This window comes from Streptomyces fodineus, from assembly GCF_001735805.1.
GTDB lineage: Bacteria > Actinomycetota > Actinomycetes > Streptomycetales > Streptomycetaceae > Streptomyces > Streptomyces fodineus.
Genome location: NZ_CP017248.1, coordinates 244,279 through 270,763, shown reverse-complemented (window position 1 = coordinate 270,763; position 26,485 = coordinate 244,279). Strand labels below are relative to the sequence as shown.

Below are 26,485 nucleotides of genomic sequence, written 5' to 3'. Positions count from 1 at the left end.
GTGCATGCGGTTCTGAGCTTGCTCCGCTTTGGCGGACACCATCGGTGTGATGGTCAGGCCGCGAGAACGGTCTAGTACTCGGCGTGACTGCGATGGCTGAGGCTGCCGTGCAGCCGTCGTACGTTTTACCAGGCTTCGATCCACTCCAAGATCGCGGTGCGGGCTTCGGCGCGGCTCTGCCGGGGTCGGTCGTCGGCCAGCTCTCGCTTGTGGGTGGCGAAGAACGACTCGGCCAGAGCGTTGTCCCAGCACGGGCCGGTGCGGCCGACTGATGGTCTGATGCCGAACTCGACTGCCAGGTCGGCGAATTGGCGGCTGCTGCACTGAGGGCCTGATGTGGGGGCCGTCGATGGCCACATCGTCCATGTGCAGCAGTCGGGTCGCCCGCTGCTCGGCTAGGAGTGCCTCATGAAGGCGAGGCCAGACGCCAGCCTCGGTTCAGTCCCGCAGCCGACGCCAGGAGGTTACCCCCGAGCAGCCGAACATCAGCCGACACGACACGCCGATCTCACCTGAAGTGCTCATCGGCCCTCTTCCGGCGCTGACCTCCGGTCGGCGAGGCGATCCTGGTCGGCGGCGTTACCGGCACGAGCCTCGGTGCGGCGCCCTGTGCCAGGTAGTCTCGGACGATCAACTCGACAGCGTCCTGCGGGCTCCTGGTACCGGCCAGCAGCATGACCTCCGTAACGAGCTCTTACACCGTGTCCTATGTGGTGAGTTTGAGGAGTCGTTTGTAGCAGCAGAGGGCTGTGGCGAGGCCGAGAAAGGCGAGGTAGTTGCGGGGATGGCGTTCGTAGCGGAGGCTGAGTCTGCGGTAGCCGCTGAGCCGGGAGATGGTGCGTTCGATGACCCAGCGGCGTCGCCCTAGGCGTTCGCTGGTGTCGATGCCCTTGCGGGCGATACGGACGCCAATGTGCTTACCCCACAGCCATTTACGCAGGTGAGGTACGTCGTAGGCTTTGTCCGCGTAGATTCGCTTGGGCTTGAAGTGGTGGCCTCGGTGGGGGTCGGTTTGGAGACCGACGATCATGGGCTTCAGTCCGAGGCCGTCGTGGACGTTCGCCGCGGAGACACCGACGACCAGAGGCAGTCCGTTCGCGTCCGACATGACGTGCATCTTGGAACCTGGCTTTGCCCGGTCCACGGGGCTCGGACCTGTGTGTTCGCCCCTTTTTTAGCGCGGACATGGGCGGCGTCGAGGACGACGCGGGTGACGCCGATGAGGCCGGCGTCGTCGAGCTGAGTGCGTGTTTCTCAACTCGGCACGTCGAAGGCGTGGCGGGTGGCGGGCGAGAGGTAGAGAAGTTGACGGATGGCGACGCTGCGCACGAATGGGTGCCCGGCGGTCTCCGCGAGCAGTGCGGCCTGCTCGAGGTCGTGCCAGTGATGCTGGTGAACCGAGCACTTGCGATGTCGGCCTGCACCTCTACTATTCCGTCTTGCTAAGTACCGGTAGTCAGCGTTACTGTGTACCGGTACTCAATAGCGCTGACTAGCGCGGAGGGGAGGTGTTCCATGACCAAGCTGGAGACGGAGATGCTCAAGGGCACGCTGGAGGGCATCATCCTCGCGTCCCTGGCCGGTCGGCCCGCCTACGGCTACGAGATCACGGCCCGGCTGCGGAAGCAGGGTTTCTCCGACATCGCCGAAGGGACCATCTACGCGTTGCTCCTCAGGATGGAGAAGCGCGGTCTCGTCGACGTGGAGAAGGTCCCCTCCGAGAAGGGGCCGCCACGCAAGGTGCATTCCCTCAACGCTCAGGGACGGGAGTACCTCGAAGAGTTCTGGAGGACCTGGAGCTTCCTCACGGAACGACTGGAACAGCTCCGCGAAGGGGGAAAGTAGCCATGTCCGATGTCGAAAAGACCGGCTTCCTCACGAAGGTGATCGGGCCCAAGAAGCGCTGGAAGGCATACAAGGCGCGCATCAAGGAGCTTCCCGAGAGCCACCGCACGGCGGTCGAGGCGATTGAGCGGTACCTGATGCACTTCGTACCGACCGACGCAGACAGCAATGCGTCGATGTTCGAAGACCTTGCCGACCTGTTCGAGCAGGCCGCGGTGGACGGAGCGCCGATCCGCGAGATCGTTGGAGAGGACCCGGTGGAGTTCGTCGAGGCGTTCGCCAAGAACTACTCGGAGGGCGGCTACGTCCCCGCCCGCGCACGCAAGCAGCTGACCGACGACATCGAGCGCGCCGCCGGGAATGAGACCGGAACAGAAGACAAGACGGTCTGATCGCGCCTGTGCACATCGCCCCCAGGGGCCGAGCACCACTTTCATCGCCTTTCTGCACTACGCGGCCGCGGGGTCATGCCCGGCCGGCCGCCTCGCGCCGCATGCCCGCGGCGCCGTCGAGAACGACCAAGGTGTGCAAGGAGATTCCTGATGGGAAACGGCAACAACGGCTTGTCCGAAGCAGGGCTGCGCAGACTGCGCGAGGTGCTGGAACGGCATGTCGAGTCCAAGAAGATTCCCGGGCTCGTCGCCCTGGTCAGCCGGGACGGGCAGACGCACGTCGAGGCGATCGGGACGATGCGCCACGATGGCGGCGCGCCGATGTGCCGGGACACCATCTTCCGGATGGCCTCGACGACCAAGCCCGTCGCGGTCGCGGCGACGATGGTCCTGCTGGATGAGTGCCGGCTGCGGCTGGACGACCCGATAGACCGGTGGCTGCCCGAGCTGGCCGACCGGCGGGTCCTCAAGCGCGCCGACGGCCCGCTTGAGGACACCGTGCCGGCTCGGCGTCCGATCACCGTGCGGGACCTGCTCACCTCCACCTGCGGGCTCGGACTGGACACGACGGCTACGGGCTCCCCGATGATGAGCGCGTACTTCGCGCAGAAGGTCTACGGCGAGAACGGATGGATGTTGCCGGCCGTCGAGCCGGATGAGTGGATGCGCCGCCTGGGCGCGCTTCCGCTGATGCACCAGCCCGGAGAGCGGTGGCTGTACAACGTCAGCGACGACGTACTCGGCGTGCTCGTCGCTCGGGTCACCGGCCAGTCGTTCGAGACGTTCCTGCGCGAACGCATCTTCGATCCGCTGGGCATGAAGGACACCGGCTTCCACGTGCCCGCCGGCAAGATCGACCGGCTGCCGCCCCTGTACGCCCCCGATCCGCAGACCGGAGAGTTCAACGTGGAGGACGAGGCCGAGGGGGGACACCACAGCCGGCCTCCGGCGTTCCAGTCCGGCGGCGGCGGACTGGACTCCACCGTCGACGACTACCACGCCTACTTCCGGATGCTGCTCAACCACGGGATGCACGGGACCGAGCGGATCCTGTCCCGGCCCGCCGTCGAGCTGATGACCACCAACCGCCTCACGCCCGAGCAGACAGCCGCCCTACAGTCCTGGGCCCGCAGCGTCGTCCATCTGTCACACGGCCAGGGGCAGACCGGCGGCTGGGGCTTCGGGATGACGGTGCGCACCTACCGCGGTGACTACGCGCCCATCGGCCAGTTCGGCTGGGACGGCGGAGCCGGCACGACTACATATGCCGATCCGCGCCACCAGCTCGTCGGCATCCTGCTCACCCAGACCGGGATGTCCACCCCGGATTCGGCGCGGGCCATGCAGGACTTCTGGACCACTCTCTACCAGGCAGTCGACGACTGACCTGCCTACTTGGTCGAGTCGTCCGGTGCTGGATTCCTCGGCCAGCTGGAGGTGGCGCCCTTCCGGGCCAGGCGCCTGGTCGTGAGGGTGATGGCGGCCCAGGTGATCAGGGTCTCGGAGAGTTGGACGAGGCGTTCGTAGTCCCGGGCATGCCGACGGGCGCGCATCATCCACGCAAGACTGCGTTCGACGACCCAGCGACGAGGCAGCACGACGAAGCCGGAGGCATCCTTGGGACGGCTGACCGGCCCGACAACACGTCACCGACCCGGACATCCCCCACAACCATTATTTGGCCAGGGTAGACGGGTCCTTTGGCGATCCGCGCGGGCCCACCAGCCGAGAGTCAACCGCTCAGGCCTGTGGGCCACCTACGGAGCTCACCGGGGCCACCAGAACACTCAGGGGCTTCCCAACGGAGAAGTCAAGCTGTGCCTGGGGACGGCATTCCGTGATCAGTCGAACCAGACCACGAGCCGCACGTGTTCTGGTCCATGCAGCTCGGCGAGCGTCCGCATCACGTCCCAGACTGGCCCCCAGTGGGTCCCCGGCCCGGCGACCGTGCTGCGGCTGCGCGTGCCGGACCGATCGGTCTCGTCCCAGTGGGCAGCTGCCAGCTCGGCCCAGTTGATCCATGTTGTTCCGTGCGCGTGTTGTGGCCCGCCCCACGCGTTGAACGCGGCCCGCAGCACGTCCGAGGCGTCGTCCGGCAGGCCACGGCCTTCGGCCAGCGCCTGGAACCCGAAGGAGTTGCGAACGCCGAAGAGGCAGGCGAGTGCGTCATAGGCGTTGCCGGTGTTGAGGAGGCTGAGGTCGATGGCGGCGTGCCAAATCGTGTCCTCGTCGTCCTTACCCCAGATCCGGGCCAGCGGTCTGCACTCGATCATCCCGCTCACGTCGGTTGACATGTCTGCAGTCTGCCGAGAACGGACAAGGCTCGTCGCCTCGATTTCGATGCAGAACCTAACCGGTGGGCTGGGGTGGGGTGACTTCGTAGAGGCGCGGGTCCCGAATCAGGTCCCCTCCAGCCGGGCCGTTCCGAGGAGGGAGTGTCCTGCCAGGGTGTATCCAGCCTGATCACGGTCCAGCCGGTGGGTTGCAGACCCCATCTGCCGCCGCTGGTCGCGCGTAGCACCCGCTGCCAGGGTGTGTCGTCGGCCGCCGATGCCACGTCGCTGGCCGGCGCGGCCAGCGCCAGCGCCTCTTGCCGTTCGTCAACACTTTCCCGTGCCGTCCACTGTGCCCAGGCAGGCGCGGCCGTAACTGCTCATTTCGCAATGAGTAGGAGGAGACTGGGCTGGCTCACCTTGCCCGAACGCAGCAGCAGGGACCGTGGTGCCGGCCGCTGGGCTGGCCTCCGGCCTGGCCGACTTTGTCGCCCGCGACCAGCCATCGGTCGAGTCCTGGATCCGCGGGCCCCAGACCTCGACCCAGCGTTGCCGGCCAGCTCGGCGTTCTTGCGTACACACGCTCTGGAGGGTCGTAGAAGTGTACGTCGCCGGCCTCGTCCGCGCGCCTGAGCGTGCGCATGCCGGTGTCCTGCTGGCCTTGCAGATGTGGGGCTTGTCGGCGGGGCCTCCGCACCGGGGCTTACTGTGCGGCTGCGTTCCACATCAGCGGTCAGGTCGGTCTTGACGTCTCCGCCGCGGTCGGCTGTGCCTACACCCAGCGCTCGGGTGACGCACACGGTGAACCGCAGCGCTCCCTGTCCGGCGAGGACGTCACCGCCGTGGGCACTGTCGCCTTTTCCGTTGTATTGCGATGGCTGATCGCGGCCAGGCATCACGGCGAGCAGGTCCTGCGGCGACTGGACGATTCCGTGTTGTCCGCTCAGGCTCGTGCCGGTATCACCCATGTCGTCGGCCGGCGCCTGGCTGGCCGCCCAGCAGCGTATTCCGCGTGCTGAACATGCCGTTTGTGGGCTCCGGGGCACCCGGAGGGGTCGGGGCCGTGCCGCGACGGCTCCGGGAAGGCCCCCGGCCAGCGGCCGGGGTCCTTTGGCTGCGCGGTCGGGATGTGCCCGCCCTTGCGTGGGCCTGCCGGCCCCGGGCCCGCCTTCGCCGGGGGCCGTCTGGCCCGGGTCCGCTCCGTGAGTATCCGGGTCCCGCGAGGGGACGTCGTAATGTCTGTGCCAGGCCTGTGGGTGGGGGCGGCTGTCCCTTAAACGGGTGATGTCACGCGTGCGCGGGCTTGGCAGGTGGGATGTCTCTTGCCTGTCGATAGGTCCAGCGTCTTCTCCTGACCGAGAGGGAATCACCGTGCTGTCTGTCCGCCGCGTCGTGACCGTTGCAGCAGTGAGCGCGCTGCTTTCCCTCGGAGGGATCGTCCCCGCCATAGCTGCCCAGGCACCGGGCCCCGACGACATCACCGACGGTCTTCTCGAACAACCCGTCAGCACTCTTGTGGGCTCCCCCCTCGGCCTTCGCCTCGGCATCTGAATCCGTTGGTCGGCGTGTAGCGCCCGCCGGCCCCCGTACCTCCTCATCAGTCCCGTCACCAACTCCGAGGGGGCGTTCCCGTGTCCGGCCGAGGGCCGGCCACGCGTTGTGGGGGGGAGTCGGCTGTCGTACGGCGCCCGGTGCGAGGTGGCGGACGCCGCGCCGTAGTGCCGGCGTGCTGTCTCCCGCTCCAGCCGGGGCTGGTCGGTCCCGGGCCTGGTACTGGACGTCCTGACTCCGTCAGGAACCCGGCCCCGGCCCCGCATGAAGCTCCCGTCAGGGGCTTCACCCGTGCCGGCTACTGAGGTTTGAGGTGTGATGTCGTCATCGTGAGGCCGGTGCCAGTGAGGCATCCGTCGATGAGGTCGGGCCGGTACTGGACCTGGCGAAGGCCGCGTCGCAGGGTGTCCATCAGGTGGGTGGCGTCGGTGAAGGCGGTGTTGGCCTGGCAGCGCCTTCGCAGGAGGGACCAGATGCCCTCGACCGGGTTGAGCTGTGGCGCATAGGGCGGCAGGTAGTGGACGGTGATCCAGGCGTGGGAGTCGATGAACTCGCGTAATCGGCGGTCGCGGTGGACGTTGAGATTGTCCCAGATCAGGACGATCGGCCTGCCGAGTTGCTGGTGGGCTGTGGCCAGCAGGTCGCGGTAGGTCCGTCCAGGCGAAGCTTCGGCGGCCGCCGGCCTTGTGGTCCGCATGGACGATCGGTCGGTAGATCAGCCGGGAGCGCTCGCCTGTCCTGTAGCAGGCCAGGGCGGCCCGATGGAGATGCGGCGCTGGGAACGCCCGCGGACGCGGACGATGGGGGTGTCGCCGCGGTGGGACCAGGTGCGGGCGGTGGGCGGCGTCATCGAGAAGCCGGCCTCGTCCTCGAAGACGAGGTAGGCGTCGAGCGCCGCCGCGGTGCTTCCGCGGATGGCCAGGTCTCCTTCACCCATCCGGCGACGGCTGCCTCGTCCCGTTCCACCGCACGCTTGGCGGGGACCTGGTGGCTCCAGCCGTGGCGTCGCAGCATCAGCGAGATCCCGGAGAGCGTGAACGACTTGTGGAACCGCCGCCCGATGAGCGTCTTGATCCGGGCCAGAGTCCAGGTCTGGTCCGGCCAGCCGTGCGCCGCGGCACCCTTGGCCAACTCGACTTCCAGGACGGCGAACAGCCTGTCACTCAGTTTCGGCTTCGAGACCGGTCCAGCCGATCGCAGCCCCTCGGTGCCGACGTCCTTCCAGGCCCGTCGCCACCGCTGCACCGAGCGCACACTCACCCGTAAGTCCATGGCGACCTCCGCGTTGGAGGCACCTGCGACGAAACGCTCGGCGGCCTCCATCCGGATCCGCTCGCGAAACACCTGCCGTTCAGGCGTCAGCCCACCACCCTGCGGATACCTCACACAACCGGCATACCGCGACGATCACATTCCGTCACCCCCCAACGACATCCCGCCTCAAACCTCAGTAACGGCTTTGTGAACGGAATCAGTGAAGGGGCCTGACCGATGTTCGACTGTCCTTGCCCTGCTTGGACCTGCGGCTGGGGCCGGTGGCGGTTCACCCGGCATCGGTAGCTACTCTCGTCTCTCCAACGATCTTGACCGCAGCGGAGCAGACTGTGCGCAGTACCGTCGTGACGCCCAGGGGCGATCAGATCCGGTGGGTTGAGCTGCCGGGGCAGGGGTCACGTCCGCGGGAGTGGTGTATCAACGGCCACTCGGTGATCTCGTTTTGAGGCTATGCGGTGAGTTCGGTCGGGAGGACGGTGTCGTCGATTTCTGACTCGATCGGGTGGAGGCGGGCCTTGGCGAGCAGGTCGAGGCCCATGTAGCGGCGGGCCTCGGTCCACTCGTCGTTCTGCTCGGCCAGGACCGCGCCGACCAGGCGGATCAGGGCGGTGCGGTCGGGGAAGATGCCGACCACGTCGGTGCGGCGGCGGATCTCCTTGTTCAGCCGTTCCTGCGGGTTGTTCGACCAGATCTGCCGCCAGATCTCGCGCGGGAACGCGGTGAACGCCAGGACATCGCCCTGAGCGGCGTCCAAGTGCGCTGCGGCCTTGGGGAACTTGGCTTCCAGGGCGTCGAGGACGTGCCGCATCTGGGCCTGGACGGCGTCGGTGTCGGGCTGTTCGAAAACGGTCCGCAGCAATGTTGCGACCCATGGCTGGGCCGACTTGGGCACCTGGCTCAGCAGTGCGCGGGCGTAGTGAGTACGACATCGCTGCCAGCTCGCGCCGGGCAGGGTGGCGCCGATCGCGTTGACCAGGCCCATGTGCGCGTCGGAGATGACCAGCTGGACGCCGGACAAGCCGCGGGCGATCAGCGAGCGCAGGAAGGCCAGCCAGCCGGCGCCGTCCTCGGCTGTGGCCACGTCCAGGCCGAGGATCTCGCGGTGCCCGTCGGCGTTGACGCCGACTGCGATCAGCGCGTGGACGTTGATGATCCGGCCGCCTTCGCGGACCTTCTGCGTCAGCGCGTCGACCCATACGAACGCGTAGGGTCCGGCATCCAGGGGACGGTTACGGAAGGCTGTGACTTGTTCGTCCAGGTGCTTGGCCATCGCGCTGACCTGGGACTTCGACAGCTGGGTGACGCCCAGGGACTCGGCGAGCTTCTCGACTCGGCGGGTGGAGACGCCCAGCAGGTAGGCGGTGGCGACCACGCTGATGAGGGCCTGCTCGGCCCGCCGCCTGCGTTCCAGCAGCCAGTGCGGGAAGTAACTCCCGGACCTGAGCTTGGGGATGGCGAGCTCGACGGTGCCCGCCCGGGTGTCCCACTCACGCGGGCGGTATCCGTTGCGGTGGTTGACTCTCTCGTCGCTGACCTGGCCGTATTCGGCGTTGCAGAGGGCGTCCGCCTCCGCGGACATGAGTGCGTCGGCGAACGTCTTGACCATCGCGCGCAGCAGATCGGGACTCGCCGCGGCGAGATTGTCTTCCGTGAGGGCGTGCAGGGGCAGACTGTCGGGTGCGGTCATCGTGCTGATCTCCTTCGGGCTTCGACACCTCGAAGATCAGCCGGTGGCCGTTCATCTATGCGGGCCTCATCCTGATGCCGGAGCAAACCCCCGGATCAGGTCGAACCCGTACACCACTTCCCTGGACGCAACCTCGGCGCGGGGCCGGGGGCAACCAGTGCCGCCCCGAATCAGGGTCTTCCGTGCTGTCCGTGGACCCCTCCATGCTCGAGGACCACGTGCCGTCCAGCAGACCGAAGGAGCCCCAGGGGCTGCCTCGGGCCCCACGTTTTGTACCGGCTCCCTTGCCTCGGCTTGGCGGGGGCTGGGGTTCCGGTCGGCTCCTGGATCTGATCAGGTCGGCAGTCACCAGATCACGGGAAGCTTCTTCAGGCCGCGATGGTGGAAGGAGGGCAGCCATTCCAGCTCGTCGGTGGGGATCGCGAGGCGGAGGCACGGGAACCGGGCGAGGAGAGCGGTGAGCGCGACTTCGGCTTCGAGGCGCGCCAGGGGGGCGCCCAGGCAGTAGTGGATGCCGTGGCCGAAGTCGAGGTGGGCGGAGGCACGCTCGGGCTGGAAGCAATCAGGGTCGGTGAACTGGGCGGCATCGCGGTTGGCCGAGGCGAGCGAGACCCAGACGCGGGAACCGGTGGGAATGGTGATACCGCCGATGGTGATGTCTTCCAGAGCGAAGCGTCGGACCCCCAGCGTGACGGGAGCATTCCAGCGAAGGGTCTCTTCAAGCACCGCGCGGACCGGTGTACGGCCGGCACGGACCGAGGTCATCACGGCCGGGTGAAGCAGGAGCGCCAACGTGGCGTTACCGATCAGGTTCACCGAACTGGTGTAGCCGGTGAAAAGGAGCAGGAACGCCATAGCGAGCAGTTCGGGTTCGCTGAGGCCGTCGCGTTCGTCGCGGGCTTCGATCATTGCGGTGAGCAGGTCATCGGCCGGCTTGTTGCGCTTGGCAGCAATGACGCCGGTGAGGTATCGGTGCATCTCCCGCATGGCGGCACGGGATTCCACTGCCGCGTCCTCGGCGGGCCCGAGCACGCTGTGGGTCCAGGCGTGGAAATCTCGGCGGTCCTGGGCGGGGATACCGAGGAGTTCGCAGATGACTTCCATGGGCAGAGGGTTCGCCAGGGAGTGCATCAGGTCGGCCGGCCGCTCTGTGATGGCGTCCAGGAGCCTGTCAGCGTGTGCCTGGACGCGCTGCCGCAGGCCCTCGATGCGCCGCGCGGTGAACGCCTTCGAGACAAGACGTCGAAGCCGGGTGTGGTCGGGCGGATCCATATTGAGCAGGTGGGCGTCCAGCTCCGGCGGCATGGACGACTGGTAGCGGCCGGTGGTGTGGGTGTTTGCCTTGTTCAGTGACAACCGTGGGTCCGTGAGAGCGGCGCGTACATCCTCGTAGCGGGTAACGACCCAGACGGGGGCGCCGTCAGGAGTGGTAGTGCGGTGTACCGGCCCGGCTTCCCGAAGGCGGGCGTACGTGCCGTACGGGTCGGTCATGAGCGCGTCGTTGAAGAGGGTGGTCGACGGTGGAGCAGAGGTCATACTCGTACTCGCTTCCTTGGTCGGTAGGCGCCGTGGTCGTGCTGGGTGTGCAGGGCGTCGGCGGTGATAACGGGTGTCGGTTGGGACGAGCGTGTCCAACAGTGGGGCGAAGGCCGGGATTTCGGTGCTCTTGTCGGCGACCCGGCGCTGGGCGAGCACGCTGCCGGTGGGGGTCCATAGCCGCCAGCAGCGCCACGGCGGGCCGGTCGGCGGTGCGAGAGCCGCGCAGGGTCTTGCCGTCCATCGCGATCGCCCGCCGCGGGATGGGTATAGGGCACTGGGCCTCGCCGTCGGTGGGTGTCGGTGTGTGGTGCCGGCGTTCTTGCAGGTGGCGGCCGATCGCGGTGTCCAACGCTTTTGCGTCTGTCTTGAGTAGCAGCAGACGGATCGTATCCACGTGGGGCGAGATGAGGCCGGTCAGCGGATCGGGTCGGAAGCCGAGCCGGGCCAGCACGTGCCGGGCGCGTCGGCTGCCCACTCGCCGATCGCCGCCAGCGATCGTGCACCGGCCAGTGCCGCTGCCGGCGCGCACGCCAGCAGCGCCACGGTCGGTCAGCGCACCCCGCGCACTCGACGCGGATCGGGCACTGCCGCGAGGTGACGCCGCAGGCCGGCGGCAGTATCGGCGGTGATGGGAGCAGCGGCGGGTCCCAGCCGGTCGAGCGTGAAGGGTATGCGGGATCACGAACGGGCAGGCACGGTCTCGCCTGGCGGTCATGGGCTTCGAACCCACATGATCATCGGCGCCGTTCCTGCACTCGTTTCCCGGCGAGGGCTTCTGAGGCTTTCACTTCGAGGTGACCTGCTCGTGGGGGCGGGCGTAACCCCCGACCCTCGTCACTGGCCCACCCTTCCGTCGATGCGCTCGCGCAACAGGTCGGCGTGCCCGCAGTGACGGGCGTACTCCTCGATCCTGTGCACCATCAGCTCCCGAACCGCGACCCGGTCCTTGCCCAGACGTTCGCCCAGATCCGGGTGCCCGGCCAGCGCGGCATCGGTCGCGGCCTGCTCGCGCTCCAGAGCGGAGAACGCGGCGTCGACCTCGACCTGCTCGGCGACAGCTCCGTCGAAGTCGGCGTCCTTCTCGCCGTACAGCTTCGGCAGCGGGTCACCGTCGCTGATCCAGTTGCGCCAGTCCCGTTCAACCTCGACGAGGTGCCGAACCAGGCCGAGCAGCGACATCGTCGACGGCGGAACCGATCGACAGGCCATTTGTTCCGCGTTCAGGCCCTCGCACTTCATCCGCAGGGTCATGCGGTAGTTCGTCAGGAAGTCCTGCAGCGTCGCAAGCTCGCCGTCCGGACTGGGACCTTCTGTGTTGCGGGGGTCGTCGTCCGGATTGGCCCACATGTCGGGGTAGACGGTTGCCTGGCTCCATCGCGCGGGTTGGTCACTCATGCGTTGCATGTTCGTCTGTGGCCGCCCAAGGTCGCTACTGAGTTCTCGCTTCAAGGTGTTGTCAGGTGGCGTCAGGACGGCAGTCGCGGCGATGAGGTGAAAGTGCTTCAGCCGGGTGCGGGGCAGGCCGCCCCTGTCGGGATACCCGTACACCAGGACTACACCAGCCCCCACCAGCACGTCACCTCGAAGCGAAAGCCTCTGATTGGCCTCTCGAGCGCGGGAAAAGATGGTTGTTTGTAACCATCTTTCCGGTTCGCTGTTGTGTGTGGATGAGGCGCAGTGATGAGTTGCTTGGGGTTAGCTGACACCGGGTGCCGAGCGACGGAACTCAGTGGGCGGTAACCGGCTCGGACGAGGGCTGCCACTCCCGCCTGATCAGCCCATAGACCCACGAGTCGGAGACCTCGCCGTTGACGACGCAGTCTTCCCGCAACGTCCCTTCACGCACGAAGCCGAGCTTCTCCAGCACGCGGGCAGAAGCCACGTTGCGGGTATCGGTCTCAGCTTGGACGCGATTTAGGTCCAGCGTGTCGAATGCCCACCGCAGCAGAGCGCGCGCGGCCTCGGTCGCGTAGCCGTGGCCCCACGCTGCATCGTCGAAGCAGTAGCCGAGCGACGCGCTGCGGTAGTCCGGATTCCACCTGTTCAGGCTGCACCAGCCGATGAACGCCCCGTCGGAGACACGATCTACGGCCAGCCGCGCCCCGGTGCCCTCCTGCGCCATCTGCCGGCAAGCCGTGATGAACTTCTCGGCGCGCACGCGTTCGCTCCACGGTGGGGCGTCCCAGTAGCGCAGCACGTAGGCGTTGCTGTGCAGTGCGAAGAGGTCGTTCGCATCCGCGACTTCGAAGGCACGCAGTTGAAGACGAGCGGTGCGCAACGAGGGGGTGGGCAGCGACGTCCTCATGTTCCCTCCCCTGATCGGTGGCCGATCAATCAGACATCCGATGCGGGGCACTCGCAACGGGTTTTCTCGGCGGGCTGGCAGAACGGCCTGTCCGCTCATCGGCGCGACCGAGCGCCCCAGAGGGCGTCACTTGAGGTGATGCCCGGCTTGGCCTTTCAGTTGGGCTGAGCAGGCTGGTTGCGGCCCGCCGGAGGGGCTACGGGCCGTGGCAGGGTGAACAGCCGCTGCTCGGTCTCGGCCAGGATCCCCCGCTCGCTGGTCGATGCCGACGGCGACCTGGTGCGCCCGTGGGTGACCTGGTTCACCGACACCGCTACCAAAGTCATCGCTGGCAGCGCCGTCACCCTTGGTGTCCCTTCCCGCGCTTCCGTGCTGGTCGCGCTGCGCGACCCTGTATTGCGTGAAGACCCCTACGGCCCCGCGGGAGGGACACAGGAGCAGGTGCGGGTGGACCGGGGCAAGGACTTCGTGTCGACCCCCGTCACCGCCGCGTTTGGCACGATGGCCGTGACGGTGAAGAACCTTCCCGCCTACAGCCCTCACCTCAACGGCACGGCGGAAATCCTCAACCTGTCCGTCGACCGGATGCTGTTCGCGGCCTTGCCCGCTTATGCCCTCACCCCCGCCAAGCCCCGCTCCCGGTGGCGAGAGCTGGTCTGAGTGATCAAGTTCGGGATACCGTTCGAGGTTGCATCACGTGACGAGAGCTCAGCTTCTGGACGTCTCGTCGATGGCGGGCATCGGCTTCCCACCTGGATGCCACCCGTTGAGGAAGCTGGCCTGTCTGCCGGCGTCAACGAGTTCGATCCGTGCACCGATGCTGTCCATCTGGTGATAGGCGAACGGCCGACCGTAGGGACAACCGGAGAAGTCCACTGGCATGCCCTCTTCTTCCAATCGCTGGGAACCCTGCCGCACATCGCTGGTCCAGAAGCCGATGTGATCGAACCTGGCTCCCTCGGACGCGTCCCAGGGACTGCCTGACGGCCCTTCAATAAGCTCGATGAAGGGCGGGCCGCCTGTGGTGAAGACGATGCGGTAGTCCCACTCACCCAGCCGGTCGGACACAGGATCACTCCATTCAACCCCGGCCGCGCGCTGAAAGTCCTGCATCGCCTGCTCGATGTCCGGGACCACGAAGCACACGTGGTAAAAGGCAGTCATCCACCCATGATCGGGCACGTCACCTCAGAGGCCCAGAGGTTAAATGCCAAGCTCAGCGAGTACGGCGTATCCCTGCGCGAGGCCCGCGCCCGCATCCGCGCCACCGTGACCGTCCTCGGCAGACAGCGGCACCTGCTGCCCCATGAGCAGCCGATCCGCACCGATCTCACAGAGGCGCCCACCCATCTGGCCGGGCTGCTGAACGCAACGGGTAGCACCATCCGGAACGCCCGTTGGCCCGGGCGACCTCGGCAGGGTCGGGGCGGGCTTCTCCAGGGCCTGCACCGCGGGGACCCGTTGACCGGCAGCGCCGCCGCGTGCACGGCGTCCAGCCCGGGTGGGCAGGCTGCCGTGTGATCCGCGTTGATCAGAACGCGTTCGGCCCAGAAGTCGCTTCCCCAGGGCAGCGGGGCCTCGTGTGCGAGCATCCGGTCGCCTACGGTAAACCCGGTGACACCCGCGCCGACGGCTGACCGCCGGACAGGCAGCCGACAGACTCGGCTTCATCCCGGCCTGAGCCGGTCGAGGCCGGGCCTGGTGATTCCGGGCGTTCTCGGCGCTGGACGCTATGGCTTGCCGGGTGCGGGGCGAGGCGGACGAGGAGTCCAGGATCAGCTGGCGGAGGCGCGGGCCGGAGAAAGCGTGCTGGCGGGGCATGGCGCGTCGGCTGGCTCCGGATGGTCCGAGGGTACCGACTCCGGTCGGGGGCCCGCGGAGTCCAGGCGGAGCATGGCCGTCTCGTCCGGGGTGCCCGGGGCTGCCTGGTAGACCACCATTCGCTGGCCGCCCGTCCGGGCCAGTTGCATGACCTCGTAGGTCAGGGTCATCGGTCCGACCCTCGGATGCCGGAAGGACTTCTGCCCTCCGCCGCGTTCGCAGACGTCGTACCGCTCCCAGAGCCGCGCGAACTCCGGTGACTTCACCACCAGTTCACCGACGAGCGCGGTCAGCTCTGGGTCATCAGGATCGGCTCCGGCAACCGCCCGCAGATGCGCCACCGAGAGCGCGACCGTCTCCTCCCACGGCTGATAGAGCGTCCGGCCGACCGGGTGAAGGAAGAGATAGCGGGTCAGGTTGCGCTGGTCCTGCGGCCAGTCCCAGAGCCCGGGCAGCAGCCGACGGCCGGGCGGGTTCGCGGCCAGTATGCGGTTGTAGCGGCTCACCACGTAGGCGGGGAGCGGACGCACCGACTCCAGCATCCTCAGCACCGAGGCGCGGACGGCATGATCGGCGGATGCGGGCAGTTCACCGATCCGGCCGGAGGCCAACTCTGCGAGTTCGTGCAGACGTTCGTAAGCGTCGCCGCGCAGTCGCAGGGCGCGGCCGAGGGCGTCTACGACGGCGGGGGAGGGGTTGGTCTCCCGGCCGCGCTCCAGCCGGATGTAGTAGTCGACGCTCACTCCGGCCAGCGCGGCCAGTTCCTCCCTGCGCAGTCCGGGAGTACGGCGCAGTCCCGCGCCGGCCGGAAGGCCGACGTCCTCCGGCCTGACCTGCGCCCTGCGGGCCTTGAGATATCTGCCGAGCTCGGTGCCTCGTGCGTCTGCTGCTGCCATTCGGCCCATTGTGGCAGGCGGACCGGGAAGGTGGGGGGCCCTGTCAGGACCTGGAACGCCGCACCCCGGGAACGGCCCGGTCTGCCAGGCGCCCACGTGAGGGCGGAGAGTTGTTCCCGCAGCGGGCGGCCCGGCCGCCGGAGCCCAGGGGGTGCGAGTCACAGGACCGCGGCCCCGGCAGGCTGAGGCCGCCCGCCGACTCTCTCCGATCTGCAGTCAGTTCCCTTTGCTCACCAAGGAGTTCATAGTGCGATCCGTCCCTGTCCTTGCCACGTCCGCGTCCACCACACCCACCCACGGGCACGGTCAGCAGTCGTCTGCGCCCACGCTCCGGCGACGACAGCCGCACCGGTCCCGACCAGCCGCGCCGCCCGCCGACGGCTTCACCGCGCCGGGGCGTGGCGGCATCGCGCTGGTGGCTTCGCTGCTCGGCTTCACGGTGATCACCATCGACGTCTCGGCCGTGAACATCGCTCTGCCCGCGATAGGGAAGTCCCTGAACGGCGGGATGACCGGACTGCAGTGGGTGGTGGACGCGTACACCCTGATGTTTGCGGCCCTGATGCTGTCCGCCGGAGCCCTCGCCGACCGTGCGGGCGCGCGCCGTGCCTACGCCTGGGGCGTGGCCCTGTTCACCCTCGCCTCCCTCGGCTGCGCCCTGGCGCCCGGCATCGGCGTGCTGATCGGCGCGCGCGTGGCGCAGGGCGGCGCCGCCGCGGTCGTGATGCCGGCCTCACTGGCTCTGATCCGGCAGGCCTACGAGGACGCCCGGGCGCGTGCCCGCGCCATCGCGCTGTGGACGGTCGGGGGTTCGGTGGCGATGGCCGCGGGGCCGGTGCTGGGCGGGTTGCTCACCGAGTCGGCCGGCTGGCGGGCGGTCTTCCTGATCAACCTTCCCGTGGGCGCGGTGATTCTGGGCCTGCTGGTCCGGGTTCCGCGCTCCGCGAGCCGGCCCGCCGCGGTGGACGGCGGCGGCCAGCTCACCGCCGTCTTGGCCCTCGCCGGTCTGGCCTTCGCGGTGATCGAGGGCGGCCACCTGGGCTGGACCAGCGGCCCCGTGCTGCTCGCCGCCGCGCTCGCCGTCGCCTCCGGGTTCGCCTTCCGCGCGGTGGAGGCCCGGCACCGCCAGCCCATGGTTCCGCTGGGCATGTTGACGGACCACCGGGTGGCCGTCCCGCTGGCGGTCGGTTTCGCTGTCAACGCGGCCTTCTACGGCGGGATCTTCCTCCTCGGGCTGTACTACCAGCAGCTGCGCGGGATGTCGGGGATCGCGGCCGGGCTGATGTTCGTCCCTATGTCGGCGGTGGTGACGGCGACCAACCTGGTTTCGCCGAGGCTGTCGGAGCGGATCGGGCGGCGGCCGGTGATCGTCGCCGGCCAGCTGATCTTCACCGGAGCGATGCTGGCCATGCTGCCGCTGGCCGCACACACCCCGGTGTGGCTGGTGCTGGTCCTGCTGCTGCCGCTGAGCGTCGGCGGGGCGCTCGTGGTGCCGGCGCTGACCGCGCTGCTGATGGACGCCGTCCCGGGAGAGCGCGCGGGGACCGCGTCGGGGCTGCTCAACTCATTCCGTCAGACCGGAGGTGCGCTTGCAGTCGCCCTCTTCGGCAGTCTGCTCTCCGGACCCGTCGGGGGCTTCTCCCTCCCGGGGATGCGCATCGGCCTCCTCGCCGTCGCCGCCCTCCTCCTCGCCACCGCCGCCCTGTCCCGCCTCCTCCTGCCCCGCGGCTGACCCCCTCGATCGGGTTCACCCGGCCGCCTACAGCGGCTCCAGGCCCACGAACACGAGCTCGTTGCGCCGTACCGCCGCACGCAGTTCGGGGGGTGAACCTCCCTCGCTGTAGCAGGGCAGTACGGGCGCAGCTCGTCATCGCCTCGGTCAGAAGACGCTTCTCGCTCTCCAGCGCCCATCGCATCCGCGCCGAGGACGGCGTGGCCGACAGCGCGGGCTGAGTGCCGCACAACAACTACTTTGCGCGACACGGGCCGACCCATGCGGGTGGGGAATCAGGGTGAGCAGGTTGGGTGACCCGCTGAGTACCGGGTGGGGAAATCCAAAGCTCTCTGTCCGCAAGAGTGCTCGGACGGTTGCGTGTGCGTGGCCCGGGTGCGGTCGGGGAAGCGGTGGCCGGTCGGCCAGGGCGAGCAGGATTCCTTTTCCTCCAGGGCCCGCTGCGGTTCGGGCTCTGGCACCTCAAGGACCAGGTCGTGCAGGCAGGGCGGTGCTGGGCGACGGTTCGCTCGGCGGCCTCACTCAGGTTGTTCTTTATGGTCTGGCCTGGTCACGTTCGGCAATGGTCCCGGGTCGCCTGACCGTTTTGCCCACGTCGTATCGGGTGGCGGGGTGTCGGTTCTTCGAGCCGCGCGGCCGGCCGGGGCCGGGTCGGTTGGGTTTCGGAGCAAGCACAGGCCGGGCAGGGCAAGTTGGGGCGGAGGTTCCTGAACCCCCGGCGGACCCGGGCGGGGGTCAGCGGGCCGGGCTTGGCCGGCTTCTCCCAGGGGCGGCGGAGGTCAGCGGCCAGCGGCCGGGTGGGGGCGGAATTGAGTGTGGGGCGCGATGACCAGCCAGGTCCACCGATCCGCCGCCTCGGGGGTGCGGAGCTTGGGGCGGGTCCAGCCGAGCGTCTGCTTGATCATCCGGAAGGTGTGCTCCAGGTCGAATCTGTGCAGGAACGCCTGCCAGCACAGCTCTACGCCCTCAGCCGACATGCAGTGGCCGGTGACCAGAGCCAGACGGGCAGCGACCTGCACAGTCCAGCCCATCTGGTGCAGGGTGCGCCAGGTCTGCGCTGTGCTGAAGAGAGCGTGGAAACGTCGCGCGATCACCGTGGCCACCCGGGCCGGTGTCTACCGCTGGTCTTCCACCGTGGGCAGTCGGCCCCTTCTCCGGCTCGGCCGCCAGCCGGACCCGCCAATGGCGGCTGCATCTGCGAAGGCTGCCCTGGCGGACCCTTTGAACACAGAACTTCTACGCCGCCGTCCCGCCAGCGGGCGTGCCAGGCCCTCCCCTGTCTCGTCCGCGCTGACCGCGCCAAATCGATGCCTCCACTCTGACCCATGTCTTCGCTGTGCCAGACGGGAGCCAGGCCGACCGCGGGGTGGCGCACCCGGGGCCCTCGACGGAGGGCCACCCTCGCATTCTGCGACCTCGCCGCGGATACCGGCTGGTCAGCGTCGTGTGCGGTCACGACACGGCAGCATTCGCCATGGAATCCGTCCGCTGCCGGTGGCAGGCGGTGGGTCGGTACGACTGCCCGTGCGCCACCCATACTGATCACCGGCACCGGGGCGGCGGCTGCCGTACCCGAGCCACATCTCGATGAACTGGCGTGGCAGCAGCCTCTGACCAGCCATGACGTCGTCGGTGAACAGGATTGCTACGGGCACCACCCACACCTGCGGCCGTTTTCGGCGGCCTGCCCGACCGGTTCAACCGTGGCTGCTCGGGGGCGGGGTGCAGGCACCGGGTCGGGTTCCGCCGTGGGAGTGGAGGAAGGCCAGCAGATCGCAGACGGACTGGCCGAGGACCTGATCGTGGCCCGCACCGGGGTAGGCGCGGTAGACCAGTGAGGGGGAGCCCAGGCGACGTAGACGGGCCACGACCTCGTCGGTCCAGGCGGGCGGCACATCCTGGTCGGCGCCACCCTGGATGACGAGTGTTGGGACGGTGATGGCGGAGCGGTCCGGATCGCCGTAGGCGCCCATCCGCTCGCCCATGCGCCGCAGCTGATCCCCTTTCAGCGGCAGCATCCGCTCGGTGTTCACCCCCTTGAGCACGGGAGAGCTATGCGTCACGCAGTCGGCGATGACCCGGGAGGCCGCAGCGGCTGCCGAGGGCCCCAGCAGCGAACGCAGATCCGTCGCAGGGCCACCCGGATCGGTGGCTGACAGGCCGACGAGCGAGTAGAAGGCGAAGGACAGCTCGCTGGGCACATGGGAGGCTTTCACCCCCGCGAGCATTGCCTCCAGGTGGCTGGCTGGGGCGACGGCCACCGCCGCGCCAAGGCGCTGGCCGGTCGTCCGGCGCTCGGTGTGGGTGGCGAACAGCGCGGCCTGGCCCCCTTGTGAATGCCCGACTGCGAACCACACCGGCGCCAGGCCGGGCACCAGCTGCCGAGCCGCGGTGACGATGTCGGCCACGGCGTTGCCCTCGTCCGCGCCGACCAAATAGGTGTGCGGGCCCGGCGTGCCGAGTCCGGGGTAGTCCGAGGCAGTGACGGCGTACCCGGCGCGTAGGAGCGCGCGCAGTTCCTGAGCGAAGGCCTCCGAGCCCAGGTTCGCGGACTGCGAGGGTGCGCAGCCGTCGGCCACACCGGTGGTTCCGTGCGCCCAGGACACCACCGGCCAACCTCCCTGGGAAGCGCTGCCCGACGGCAGCAGTACGGTGCCGCTGACGGCAACGTGCGCGCCGCGTGCGTTGGTGGAGTGGTACAGCACCGTCCAGCGCCGCGCGTTCTCCAGCCGCGCATCAGGGCCATGGTCTGTGGCCGCAATCAATGTGCCCGGTTCCGCGGTCGGCAGGGGATCGGGTACTTGGTAGGTGTGGTTCACCACGGTCACGGTGGGTGCCATTTGCCGGTCGGCCGTCACGTGAGAAGTCCCGGCGCGGTCCGTCGGGCGGAAGACGGCACAGCCCGCCGCTGCCGTGGCGAGTGCGACCGTGACCGCTGCGGTACGAAGTCGGGGGCGCCGTGGCCGGCACTGCCCTTTGTCTGTGCCTGTCCTGAGGAACTGACACGGGCTCGGGATCCCCACGGGCGGTTGCTCCCTTCCAACAGGCCTGTTGTGACCCACTTTGGCGTCTTCGGGAGTGGCAGGCATGCGGAAGTAGGCCGTCCGGTCCGCCTGCGCCCTTACCCCTCAGCAGGAGAGCTGTACGTCGCGTCCGGGAGCAGTGCGCCGTACGCGACTGGCGCATCACACCATCGAGCCGACCTCCGCGAGGTAGGGCGGCTGCTGGAAGGCTCAGGCTCAGTCGCCTTGCAAAGGATCCGTTGCAAAGAACATGTTGCAACGGATCCTTTGCATGGATACTTTTGTACGCATGAACGAGCCCCAGGATCCACAGGTCCGCAGTCTCGACGCCCGCTCCCTGCGTGGACTCGCACACCCCCTGCGCATGCGGCTGCTGGACGCGCTGCGCTTCGGCGGGCCGGCCACCGCGTCCCAACTCGCTGAAAAGCTCGGCGAGTCGAGCGGCGCCACCAGCTACCACCTGCGACAGCTCGCGGCCCACGGATTCATTGAGGACGCCCCCGAGCGCGGCAAGGGGCGCGAGCGGTGGTGGAAGGCGGTCCACAAGGGCCTACGTTTCGACGACGCGCTACTCACGGATGCCAACCCGGACGTACGTGGGGCCGCCGACATATACCTCCACGAGGTCGCGACCACCCAGACCCGGGATCTGTCGACCTGGCTCGGCAACCGCCAGGCATGGCCGGAGGAGTGGAACCGCACCTGGGACATGAACAGCGCGACGCTGCGACTGACGCCCGAGCTGACCCGGGAACTCGTCGAGAAGATGCACGCGCTCGTCGACACCTACCGCGACCGGGCCGCCAACGAGGACTACGCCAACACCGCCCAGGTACGGATCCACACACGCGCGTTCCCCCTCACCACGGAATGAGAGGCCGCAGCCCGATGCACCCCGAGACCCACCTCGCCTTGCACCACGTCCGCGCTGCCGAACTCCGTGCCGAAGCCGACGCGTACCGTCTCGCCGCCGCCGCCGCCGCCGCGGCCCGGCACCGGCGGGACCTCCGTACCCGCCTGGGCTGGACCCTTGTGGAGGTCGGCCTGCGGCTGGCGGCCGCGCCCAAGACGGCAGCCGCTGTCCCCTAGTCGTTCTATCCGGGGAGGTTCGCCGGGGTTGGTCAGGCTGCGGCTTGGAGAGGGTGTCCGCCTCAGCGGATGCCTTTCTCGCTGCGGATGCGGGCGCGTTCCTTGTGAACCGAGTGGGCGATCACCGTGACGCGGTTCCCGCCGGCCAAGGCCAGCAGCATTCTCGCGCGCCGGTAACGCACCGAGCTGGTGCTGCCCCGGCGCACGATCCGCTGCGGGCGAAACAGGGCAACCCCGACTGCTTGCCGGCGACCTATCATCGTACTCGCGAAGTGCGCTACATCCACGGCTGCTACTCCGTCGGCGACGGCACTCCCTGGGGCGTCAACCGGCGCCGCAAAGGTACCGACCACAGCCTCGCCGCGCTCGAGAGCATCCGGGCGGCCGGCCCGGACGGCGCCCCCATCTACGTCATCCTCGACAACCTCTCCGCCCACAACAGGCCGCAAGATCCGCCGATGGGCGGCCAGGAACAAGGTCGAGCTCTGCTTCACACCGACCAACGCGTCCTTGGTGAACCCGGTCGAGGGCGCGCTGCATCACTACTTGCACTGGCGCAACCAGAACGCCCGCCATCCAGGCGTCCTGGCCGCGCAGCGCCGGGAACGCGCCCGTGTTCGCAGAGAGAAGGGCATCCGCTGGGGAGGCCGCCCTCTCAGCCCTGCGGTCTGACCGCCCGCCCCGTGATCGTCGGCGGTCCAGCCGAGCGGCCTCACCCCGGGAACGAGCCCCGTCAGGGCGTTTCGGGCTTGCGGGCCAGCAGGCAGGCGTGCGGTCTGTTCACCCGTCCTCCAGGCTCCTGCTCCAGCCTCGCGGTGACGACGAGTCCGGCCTGCTCCAGCAGGTCGACCATGCGGTCCAGGGGCAGGAGGTACGACTCGTAGGACACCGGACGGCCATAGCCGTGGGTCGGCTGCAGCCGCTCATCGCCGACATAGTCTCCCCAGAGCAGGTAGCCGCCGGGCGCGAGCGTGCGGTGGAACTCGGCGAACACTTCCGGCAGCCACTGCGGGGGCGTGTGATGGGTGGAGTACCAGGCCAGGATGCCGCCGAGCTCGTCGTCCCTCATCTCCAGCGCGGTCATCGAGCCCTCGGTGAACCGCAGGTTCGGATAGGCGTGCCGGGCCAGCCCGACCATCTTCGGCGACAGATCGACGCCGAAGACGGACACCCCCAGCCCGGCCAGGTGCGCCGTCACGCGTCCGGGGCCGCACCCCAGGTCCGCGACCGGCCCCAGACCTGCCGTCCGCACCAGTTCGGCAAACCCCGCCAGCATCGCGCGTGACAGCGGGTCCATCTCGGCTGGAGGCGGGACGCGTTCGACGTAATCGGCGGCGATCGTGTCGTACGACTCGCGGACGTCGGTCAGAAAGGAGGGCTCAGTCATGCGGGCGACCCTAGACCAGGTAACTGACAGATCATGGCGCGACCTTCAGCCTGCCTGCGCGACATCCACCGCTGCCGACACCAGCTGTCACACCGCGCCGGTGATCGTTTGCGGCCACGGCAATAGCGGGCTTGGACGGGTCTAGCCGCGACGAACGAGAGCTTCCGGGTCCGGGCCGCGGCAGCCACATCCTGTTGCCGGGGCCCGGTGCCGGCGCGGAGGCGGCAACGTCGGCACGGCGGCCGACTACCGGCTGCGTCTGGCGTTCACCGCTGCCGAGCCCGTCGACCCTGTCGCCATTGAGGGCATCAGGCTCACCGGCCAATACCGCTCCGATGGGAGCCAGCGGATGCACGCCGGGCGGAGAACTCTTTGCACGCCTCACGGAGACGGTGTTGCGCCTGGAACTCGACAACCGCGAGCTGCCCATGGACCGGGCTCATGATGAAGAGGAAGGCCTGGCCCGCCTGCTGATCGCCGCGGCCTGGTATCAGGTCAACTACCGCAACCCTCCTTCACCCTCAGCCCCACCCACAAGCTGTGGCTCCCGGGAAACCACCGGCTCGAAGTCAGCACCGGCGGCTACGCGTTCTGGCGCCGCACGAGGATGATCCCGTTCGAGCAGAAGGTCCCTGACGAACTCAAGATCGACAACCTGGCTCGCGAACTCGTCCGAGATAAGGGCCCCGGCATCCTGCACTGGCTCAACCAAGGCGCCCAGAAGCACCTCGCCACCAGGGACCCGCTCCACGGACCGGCCAGCGTACGGCTGGCCACCGAGGCCTACGACAAGACCGAGGACCACATCGGCCGGTTCATCGCCGAGCCGTGCACCAAGGGGGCAGCCGCGCGTTTGCCAGTCGCATCCGCCAAGACCTCGGCCTGGCCTGCTCAGCAGAGATGATCAAGAACGACGACCGCAAGCTCTACCCCGGCCTGGCCCTCCTCGCCGACACCGGGACAGAGCCCGATGAATGACGCCCCGGACAGAGTCCAACAGCACCCAGCTCAGGACTCTTGCGTATTTGCCCGAACCAGACGACCAGCGGTAAGCGCGCCGCACGTTCCGGCCAGAGGCCGGCCTACGGGACGGGAGGGTCTGCGACTATGAGCTCGATGCTGCAAGACAGCGAGCTCACCGACGAAGCCGAAGTGATCTGGCTCGCGAGGACCCGGAAAACCTCGACTACGTCCCGCAGGCCCTGGACAAGGTCCCCACCCGCAAGGGCAAGCCCCGCTACTCGCGCGACGGACGCCTGATCGGATACACCAACCTCCAGCCAGGCCCGGCCAGCGATCCCGACTCCGGGCTCTTCGCCTGCCGCGCGTTCTTCCTCCTGCCCCACGACCGCGACAAGGAGCCTCCTGCCCCACGACCGCGACAAGGAGCCTCCTGCCCCACGACCGCGACAAGGAGCCCCAGGACCCGTACGCGGTAAGCGCCCGGGCGAAGTGGTCGACCCGCGCACCGTCGAGCCGGGCGAGGTCGGCGCCGAGACTCTGTGGTCGCAGAAAGGCCGGACTGCGGGGATAGCGCCAGCCGGACGGTGAACGACATCGGCATCGCCGCGCATCACGGGACTGACGGGACTGACATGTCGAGAGGGCTGCAAGCGGACCGAAGGAACACGTTGGCCCCGGCCGCGGAGCATGCTGATTTCTCAGTCCCGTCAGTCCCTTGAGTGAGAAGGTGTGCTTGACCTGCCCATTTCCAACCTGAGGCGATTTGGCGTGAAGGTGTCGTCGACGCCGACCCGGGTCGCCTGACCGCCGACATGCTCTGGGTGCCTGCCGAACTCGGCCGGCCGGAGTTAGGCCCTGTGTGGCAATGATCACGGTGGTCGCTGGCGGAGCCGGAGAAATGAGCGAGGCGAGGTGGGATCCGGCTCGGTAGCGTGCCGCGAGTTTGTCGAAGCGGGTGGCTATCGCGCGGAACTGCTTGAGTCGGCTGACGCAGCGTTCGACGACGTTGCGGTGTTTGTAGTTCTCCTTGTCGAAGACGGGTGGCCGGCCGCCTCGGGAGCCCTGGCGGAGCTGGTTCGCCACCTGGTCAGCGCGCTTGGACGGGGATGGTCACAGCGATGCCACGATGTGCGCACCAGGCCCGGATGGCCCGGGACGAGCACGCCTTGTCCGCAAGGAGCCGCTCGGGACGGGTGCGAGGCCGTCCGTGCCCTGCTCGTAGAACACGGACGGCGTCCATGACCGCAGTGAACACTGCGGAGTCGTTCACATTGCCGGGAGTAACGACCAGCGACAACGGCAGGCCACGGCCGTCGACTGCGAGGTGGACCTTGATGGTCAGCCCGCCCCGGGACCGACCGAGGGCCTGCCTCTCCGCCGAGCGTGCGGTCTGGAAGCCGTCGGGCAACGCCTTGAGCCCGATCAGGCGGTGATCGAGTGCCGGCACCCAGCCACGTTCACCGATTAGCGGCCAGCGCTGCCGCGAGGCCCTCTTGCAGGTCCTTGACGAAATACTCGGGAACCTCCAGCGACGGGAAATGTCCCCCGGTTTCGGGCGACCTCCAGCGGACGATCTGCCGGTACCGCTCCTGCGCCCAGGCGCGCGGACACTTCTCGACGTCGCGGGGATACATACTGATCGCTGACGGGACATCGACCCGAAGTTCGGGGTCTAGCGAATTGTGGCTTTCGTAGTAAATGCGGGCCGACGATGCGCCGGTCCGCGTCAGCCAATACAGGGTGACGTTGTCGAGAACCCTGTCTCTGGAAATCGTCTCGAACGGGCTGTCTTCGGTGTCTGACCACTCGGCGAACTTGTCAAGGATCCAGGCAAGAAGCCCGACCGGTGAGTCGACGAGCGAGTAGCCGATGGTCTGCGGTCGGGTCGCCTGCTGCTTCGCGTATGCCGCGCGGTGGCGCCAGAAATCGCGGGTCTCCTCGGTCCACTTGCGCTCGACCGCCGTCAGCCCGTCCGTTGTCAACCCGGGCGGCCCCTCCGCGAACGTTGTGTGGATGCCGAGAACGTGCGCCGGGAACCTGCCGCCGAGAACAGTGGTGATATTGCCTCCCCAGTCGCCGCCGTGGGCTGCGAACTTGCTGTAGCCGAGCCTTCCCATCAGTTCCACCCATGCGGCTGCGATCTTTTCGGTTCCCCACCCGGTGGTGGCCGGCTTGTCGCTGTAGCCAAAGCCCGGTAGCGACGGGACCACGACGTGGAACGCCGGTGCGTCTGCATCTTTCGGATCTGCCAGCTCGTCTACTACGTCGATGAACCGAGCAATGCTGTCTGGCCAGCCGTGCGTCAAGATCAGAGGAGTGGCATCTGCGCGCGCGGATCGGCGGTGCAGGAAATGGATTCCCAGATCGTCAATGGTCGTGCGGAACTGGCCGATCCGGTTGAGGCGCTCTTCGAACGACCGCCAGTTGTACCCGGTGCGCCAGTAGTTCACGACATCGACGAGGTCGGCGAGAGGAACGCCCTGTTCCCATCGGCGAGGGTCGGGCGCGGCGCGATAGACCGTCTCGGCCTCCGGTAGCCGCGCCGCGGCCAGTCGCGCGCGCAGATCGTCGAGGTCAGCGTCAGTTGCGTGGGCTTCAAATGCATGCACGTCGCTGGTTGGACGGGGCATGAGACCTCCTGGCCATCGCGGCACCGGCTACGACCTGTCGTGAACCGGCTAAGACGGTTCTAGCAGTTCTCCGAGCC

The 26,485-nt window shown here is 68.3% G+C and carries 22 protein-coding genes and 11 pseudogenes; 15 read left to right on the top strand and 18 right to left on the bottom strand.

Going from position 1 to position 26,485, the window contains the following annotated elements; translation table 11 throughout:
• Positions 1 to 125 precede the first annotated feature (125 nt).
• Complete coding sequence (locus BFF78_RS49965; RefSeq protein WP_069776531.1) at positions 126 to 359, bottom strand: integrase core domain-containing protein; 234 nt, start codon at positions 357 to 359, stop codon at positions 126 to 128.
• Positions 360 to 706: 347 nt separating this feature from the next.
• A pseudogene (locus BFF78_RS01155) lies at positions 707 to 1,242 on the bottom strand (IS5 family transposase); the annotation flags it as partial.
• On the opposite strand from BFF78_RS01155, the gene BFF78_RS45925 reads away from it, so the two are divergent.
• The 4 genes from BFF78_RS45925 (at position 1,186) to BFF78_RS01135 (ending at position 3,623) form a co-directional block, all read left to right on the top strand.
• The gene (locus BFF78_RS45925; protein WP_069776529.1) at positions 1,186 to 1,446 is read left to right on the top strand and encodes a hypothetical protein; all 261 of its coding nucleotides are present in this window, start codon (positions 1,186 to 1,188) and stop codon (positions 1,444 to 1,446) included. The pseudogene BFF78_RS01155 and the gene BFF78_RS45925 sit on opposite strands and share 57 nt — an antisense overlap.
• Positions 1,447 to 1,515: 69 nt before the next feature.
• Positions 1,516 to 1,845, top strand: coding sequence for a PadR family transcriptional regulator (locus BFF78_RS01145; protein ID WP_069776528.1), 330 nt, complete (start codon positions 1,516 to 1,518; stop codon positions 1,843 to 1,845).
• Between the two features lie 2 nt (positions 1,846 to 1,847).
• Entirely contained in the window at positions 1,848 to 2,237 is a 390-nt protein-coding gene (locus tag BFF78_RS01140) for a DUF1048 domain-containing protein (protein WP_069776527.1), read from the top strand.
• 150 nt (positions 2,238 to 2,387) lie between these two features.
• The gene (locus tag BFF78_RS01135; protein WP_069776526.1) at positions 2,388 to 3,623 is read left to right on the top strand and encodes a serine hydrolase domain-containing protein; all 1,236 of its coding nucleotides are present in this window, start codon (positions 2,388 to 2,390) and stop codon (positions 3,621 to 3,623) included.
• 29 nt (positions 3,624 to 3,652) lie between these two features.
• Here the strand turns inward: BFF78_RS01135 and BFF78_RS01130 are convergent.
• Together BFF78_RS01130 and BFF78_RS01125 are read right to left on the bottom strand one after the other, a co-directional pair.
• Positions 3,653 to 3,868 (bottom strand): annotated as a pseudogene (locus BFF78_RS01130) (transposase); the annotation flags it as partial.
• A gap of 210 nt (positions 3,869 to 4,078) precedes the next feature.
• Positions 4,079 to 4,531: a hypothetical protein gene (locus BFF78_RS01125; protein WP_069776524.1), complete on the bottom strand. Its 453-nt coding sequence runs from the start codon at positions 4,529 to 4,531 to the stop codon at positions 4,079 to 4,081.
• A 1,386-nt stretch (positions 4,532 to 5,917) separates the two neighbouring features.
• On the opposite strand from BFF78_RS01125, the gene BFF78_RS01120 reads away from it, so the two are divergent.
• Entirely contained in the window at positions 5,918 to 6,061 is a 144-nt protein-coding gene (locus tag BFF78_RS01120) for a hypothetical protein (protein WP_159032915.1), read from the top strand.
• A gap of 298 nt (positions 6,062 to 6,359) precedes the next feature.
• Here the strand turns inward: BFF78_RS01120 and BFF78_RS50455 are convergent.
• From BFF78_RS50455 to BFF78_RS01090, 5 genes and pseudogenes are all read right to left on the bottom strand, one after another.
• Positions 6,360 to 7,447, bottom strand: a pseudogene (locus tag BFF78_RS50455) (IS630 family transposase).
• A 337-nt stretch (positions 7,448 to 7,784) separates the two neighbouring features.
• Positions 7,785 to 9,023 carry an IS256 family transposase gene (locus tag BFF78_RS01105; RefSeq protein ID WP_069776384.1) on the bottom strand — a complete coding sequence of 413 codons (1,239 nt, stop codon included), beginning with the start codon at positions 9,021 to 9,023 and terminating at the stop codon, positions 7,785 to 7,787.
• Positions 9,024 to 9,368: 345 nt separating this feature from the next.
• Positions 9,369 to 10,718: a cytochrome P450 family protein gene (locus tag BFF78_RS01100; protein ID WP_227025664.1), complete on the bottom strand. Its 1,350-nt coding sequence runs from the start codon at positions 10,716 to 10,718 to the stop codon at positions 9,369 to 9,371.
• 678 nt (positions 10,719 to 11,396) lie between these two features.
• Positions 11,397 to 11,966: a DinB family protein gene (locus BFF78_RS01095; RefSeq protein WP_079161082.1), complete on the bottom strand. Its 570-nt coding sequence runs from the start codon at positions 11,964 to 11,966 to the stop codon at positions 11,397 to 11,399.
• Positions 11,967 to 12,288: 322 nt separating this feature from the next.
• The gene (locus BFF78_RS01090; RefSeq protein ID WP_069776520.1) at positions 12,289 to 12,867 is read right to left on the bottom strand and encodes a GNAT family N-acetyltransferase; all 579 of its coding nucleotides are present in this window, start codon (positions 12,865 to 12,867) and stop codon (positions 12,289 to 12,291) included.
• 213 nt (positions 12,868 to 13,080) lie between these two features.
• On the opposite strand from BFF78_RS01090, the gene BFF78_RS01085 reads away from it, so the two are divergent.
• Positions 13,081 to 13,527 carry a hypothetical protein gene (locus BFF78_RS01085; RefSeq protein ID WP_069776519.1) on the top strand — a complete coding sequence of 149 codons (447 nt, stop codon included), beginning with the start codon at positions 13,081 to 13,083 and terminating at the stop codon, positions 13,525 to 13,527.
• A 48-nt stretch (positions 13,528 to 13,575) separates the two neighbouring features.
• On the opposite strand, the gene BFF78_RS01080 is transcribed toward BFF78_RS01085, so the two are convergent.
• Positions 13,576 to 14,031 carry a VOC family protein gene (locus BFF78_RS01080; protein ID WP_069776518.1) on the bottom strand — a complete coding sequence of 152 codons (456 nt, stop codon included), beginning with the start codon at positions 14,029 to 14,031 and terminating at the stop codon, positions 13,576 to 13,578.
• Positions 14,032 to 14,037: 6 nt separating this feature from the next.
• On the opposite strand from BFF78_RS01080, the gene BFF78_RS01075 reads away from it, so the two are divergent.
• Positions 14,038 to 14,388: a hypothetical protein gene (locus BFF78_RS01075; RefSeq protein WP_069776517.1), complete on the top strand. Its 351-nt coding sequence runs from the start codon at positions 14,038 to 14,040 to the stop codon at positions 14,386 to 14,388.
• Between the two features lie 254 nt (positions 14,389 to 14,642).
• Here the strand turns inward: BFF78_RS01075 and BFF78_RS01070 are convergent, their stop codons facing one another.
• A complete protein-coding gene (locus BFF78_RS01070) occupies positions 14,643 to 15,584 on the bottom strand; it encodes a helix-turn-helix domain-containing protein (protein ID WP_069776516.1) in 942 nt (313 codons plus the stop codon).
• 424 nt (positions 15,585 to 16,008) lie between these two features.
• Between BFF78_RS01070 and BFF78_RS01065 the strand changes: the two genes are divergently transcribed.
• Complete coding sequence (locus BFF78_RS01065) at positions 16,009 to 17,316, top strand: MFS transporter (RefSeq protein WP_069783295.1); 1,308 nt, start codon at positions 16,009 to 16,011, stop codon at positions 17,314 to 17,316.
• Between the two features lie 534 nt (positions 17,317 to 17,850).
• Here BFF78_RS01065 and BFF78_RS01060 read toward each other — a convergent pair.
• Both BFF78_RS01060 and BFF78_RS50450 read right to left on the bottom strand, forming a co-directional pair.
• Positions 17,851 to 18,322 (bottom strand): annotated as a pseudogene (locus tag BFF78_RS01060) (NF041680 family putative transposase); the annotation flags it as partial.
• Positions 18,312 to 18,619: pseudogene (locus BFF78_RS50450) on the bottom strand (winged helix-turn-helix domain-containing protein); the annotation flags it as partial. The pseudogenes BFF78_RS01060 and BFF78_RS50450, both read right to left, overlap by 11 nt.
• Positions 18,620 to 18,728: 109 nt before the next feature.
• Here BFF78_RS50450 and BFF78_RS49960 point away from each other — a divergent pair.
• Together BFF78_RS49960 and BFF78_RS49955 are read left to right on the top strand one after the other, a co-directional pair.
• Positions 18,729 to 18,836: pseudogene (locus tag BFF78_RS49960) on the top strand (ISAzo13-like element transposase-related protein); the annotation flags it as partial.
• 55 nt (positions 18,837 to 18,891) lie between these two features.
• A pseudogene (locus tag BFF78_RS49955) lies at positions 18,892 to 18,981 on the top strand (ISAzo13-like element transposase-related protein); the annotation flags it as partial.
• 32 nt (positions 18,982 to 19,013) lie between these two features.
• Here BFF78_RS49955 and BFF78_RS01055 read toward each other — a convergent pair.
• A complete protein-coding gene (locus BFF78_RS01055; protein ID WP_227025662.1) occupies positions 19,014 to 20,135 on the bottom strand; it encodes an alpha/beta hydrolase family protein in 1,122 nt (373 codons plus the stop codon).
• A 493-nt stretch (positions 20,136 to 20,628) separates the two neighbouring features.
• On the opposite strand from BFF78_RS01055, the gene BFF78_RS01050 reads away from it, so the two are divergent.
• Both BFF78_RS01050 and BFF78_RS01045 read left to right on the top strand, forming a co-directional pair.
• Positions 20,629 to 21,213 (top strand): ArsR/SmtB family transcription factor, encoded by a 585-nt coding sequence (locus BFF78_RS01050; RefSeq protein WP_069776514.1) that lies wholly within the window; start codon positions 20,629 to 20,631, stop codon positions 21,211 to 21,213.
• A gap of 14 nt (positions 21,214 to 21,227) precedes the next feature.
• Positions 21,228 to 21,428 carry a hypothetical protein gene (locus BFF78_RS01045; RefSeq protein WP_069776513.1) on the top strand — a complete coding sequence of 67 codons (201 nt, stop codon included), beginning with the start codon at positions 21,228 to 21,230 and terminating at the stop codon, positions 21,426 to 21,428.
• 62 nt (positions 21,429 to 21,490) lie between these two features.
• On the opposite strand, the gene BFF78_RS42355 is transcribed toward BFF78_RS01045, so the two are convergent.
• Entirely contained in the window at positions 21,491 to 21,715 is a 225-nt protein-coding gene (locus BFF78_RS42355; protein WP_079161081.1) for a hypothetical protein, read from the bottom strand.
• Between BFF78_RS42355 and BFF78_RS47665 the strand changes: the two are divergent.
• Positions 21,662 to 22,100 (top strand): annotated as a pseudogene (locus tag BFF78_RS47665) (transposase); the annotation flags it as partial. The gene BFF78_RS42355 and the pseudogene BFF78_RS47665 overlap by 54 nt on opposite strands.
• Before the next feature lie 61 nt (positions 22,101 to 22,161).
• Here the strand turns inward: BFF78_RS47665 and BFF78_RS01035 are convergent.
• A complete protein-coding gene (locus BFF78_RS01035; RefSeq protein ID WP_069776511.1) occupies positions 22,162 to 22,815 on the bottom strand; it encodes a class I SAM-dependent methyltransferase in 654 nt (217 codons plus the stop codon).
• A 496-nt stretch (positions 22,816 to 23,311) separates the two neighbouring features.
• On the opposite strand from BFF78_RS01035, the pseudogene BFF78_RS47660 reads away from it, so the two are divergent.
• A pseudogene (locus tag BFF78_RS47660) lies at positions 23,312 to 23,793 on the top strand (DNA primase); the annotation flags it as partial.
• Positions 23,794 to 23,922: 129 nt separating this feature from the next.
• Positions 23,923 to 24,366 (top strand): annotated as a pseudogene (locus BFF78_RS47655) (DUF6009 family protein).
• Between the two features lie 309 nt (positions 24,367 to 24,675).
• On the opposite strand, the pseudogene BFF78_RS42340 reads toward BFF78_RS47655, so the two are convergent.
• Positions 24,676 to 25,165, bottom strand: a pseudogene (locus BFF78_RS42340) (IS5 family transposase); the annotation flags it as partial.
• Positions 25,166 to 25,235: 70 nt separating this feature from the next.
• Positions 25,236 to 26,408: an epoxide hydrolase family protein gene (locus BFF78_RS01020; protein WP_069776508.1), complete on the bottom strand. Its 1,173-nt coding sequence runs from the start codon at positions 26,406 to 26,408 to the stop codon at positions 25,236 to 25,238.
• Positions 26,409 to 26,485: the final 77 nt, after the last annotated feature.

What these genes read in the sequence shown, in the direction of transcription:
- BFF78_RS49965 (WP_069776531.1), bottom strand. Translation starts at nt 359, where the DNA reads ATGTGGCCATCGACGGCCCCCACATCAGGCCCTCAGTGCAGCAGCCGC.
- BFF78_RS45925 (WP_069776529.1), top strand. Translation starts at nt 1,186, where the DNA reads ATGGGCGGCGTCGAGGACGACGCGGGTGACGCCGATGAGGCCGGCGTC.
- BFF78_RS01145 (WP_069776528.1), top strand. Translation starts at nt 1,516, where the DNA reads ATGACCAAGCTGGAGACGGAGATGCTCAAGGGCACGCTGGAGGGCATC.
- BFF78_RS01140 (WP_069776527.1), top strand. Translation starts at nt 1,848, where the DNA reads ATGTCCGATGTCGAAAAGACCGGCTTCCTCACGAAGGTGATCGGGCCC.
- BFF78_RS01135 (WP_069776526.1), top strand. Translation starts at nt 2,388, where the DNA reads ATGGGAAACGGCAACAACGGCTTGTCCGAAGCAGGGCTGCGCAGACTG.
- BFF78_RS01125 (WP_069776524.1), bottom strand. Translation starts at nt 4,531, where the DNA reads ATGTCAACCGACGTGAGCGGGATGATCGAGTGCAGACCGCTGGCCCGG.
- BFF78_RS01105 (WP_069776384.1), bottom strand. Translation starts at nt 9,023, where the DNA reads ATGACCGCACCCGACAGTCTGCCCCTGCACGCCCTCACGGAAGACAAT.
- BFF78_RS01095 (WP_079161082.1), bottom strand. Translation starts at nt 11,966, where the DNA reads ATGCAACGCATGAGTGACCAACCCGCGCGATGGAGCCAGGCAACCGTC.
- BFF78_RS01090 (WP_069776520.1), bottom strand. Translation starts at nt 12,867, where the DNA reads ATGAGGACGTCGCTGCCCACCCCCTCGTTGCGCACCGCTCGTCTTCAA.
- BFF78_RS01080 (WP_069776518.1), bottom strand. Translation starts at nt 14,031, where the DNA reads ATGACTGCCTTTTACCACGTGTGCTTCGTGGTCCCGGACATCGAGCAG.
- BFF78_RS01075 (WP_069776517.1), top strand. Translation starts at nt 14,038, where the DNA reads ATGATCGGGCACGTCACCTCAGAGGCCCAGAGGTTAAATGCCAAGCTC.
- BFF78_RS01070 (WP_069776516.1), bottom strand. Translation starts at nt 15,584, where the DNA reads ATGGCAGCAGCAGACGCACGAGGCACCGAGCTCGGCAGATATCTCAAG.
- BFF78_RS01050 (WP_069776514.1), top strand. Translation starts at nt 20,629, where the DNA reads ATGAACGAGCCCCAGGATCCACAGGTCCGCAGTCTCGACGCCCGCTCC.
- BFF78_RS01045 (WP_069776513.1), top strand. Translation starts at nt 21,228, where the DNA reads ATGCACCCCGAGACCCACCTCGCCTTGCACCACGTCCGCGCTGCCGAA.
- BFF78_RS01035 (WP_069776511.1), bottom strand. Translation starts at nt 22,815, where the DNA reads ATGACTGAGCCCTCCTTTCTGACCGACGTCCGCGAGTCGTACGACACG.
- BFF78_RS01020 (WP_069776508.1), bottom strand. Translation starts at nt 26,408, where the DNA reads ATGCCCCGTCCAACCAGCGACGTGCATGCATTTGAAGCCCACGCAACT.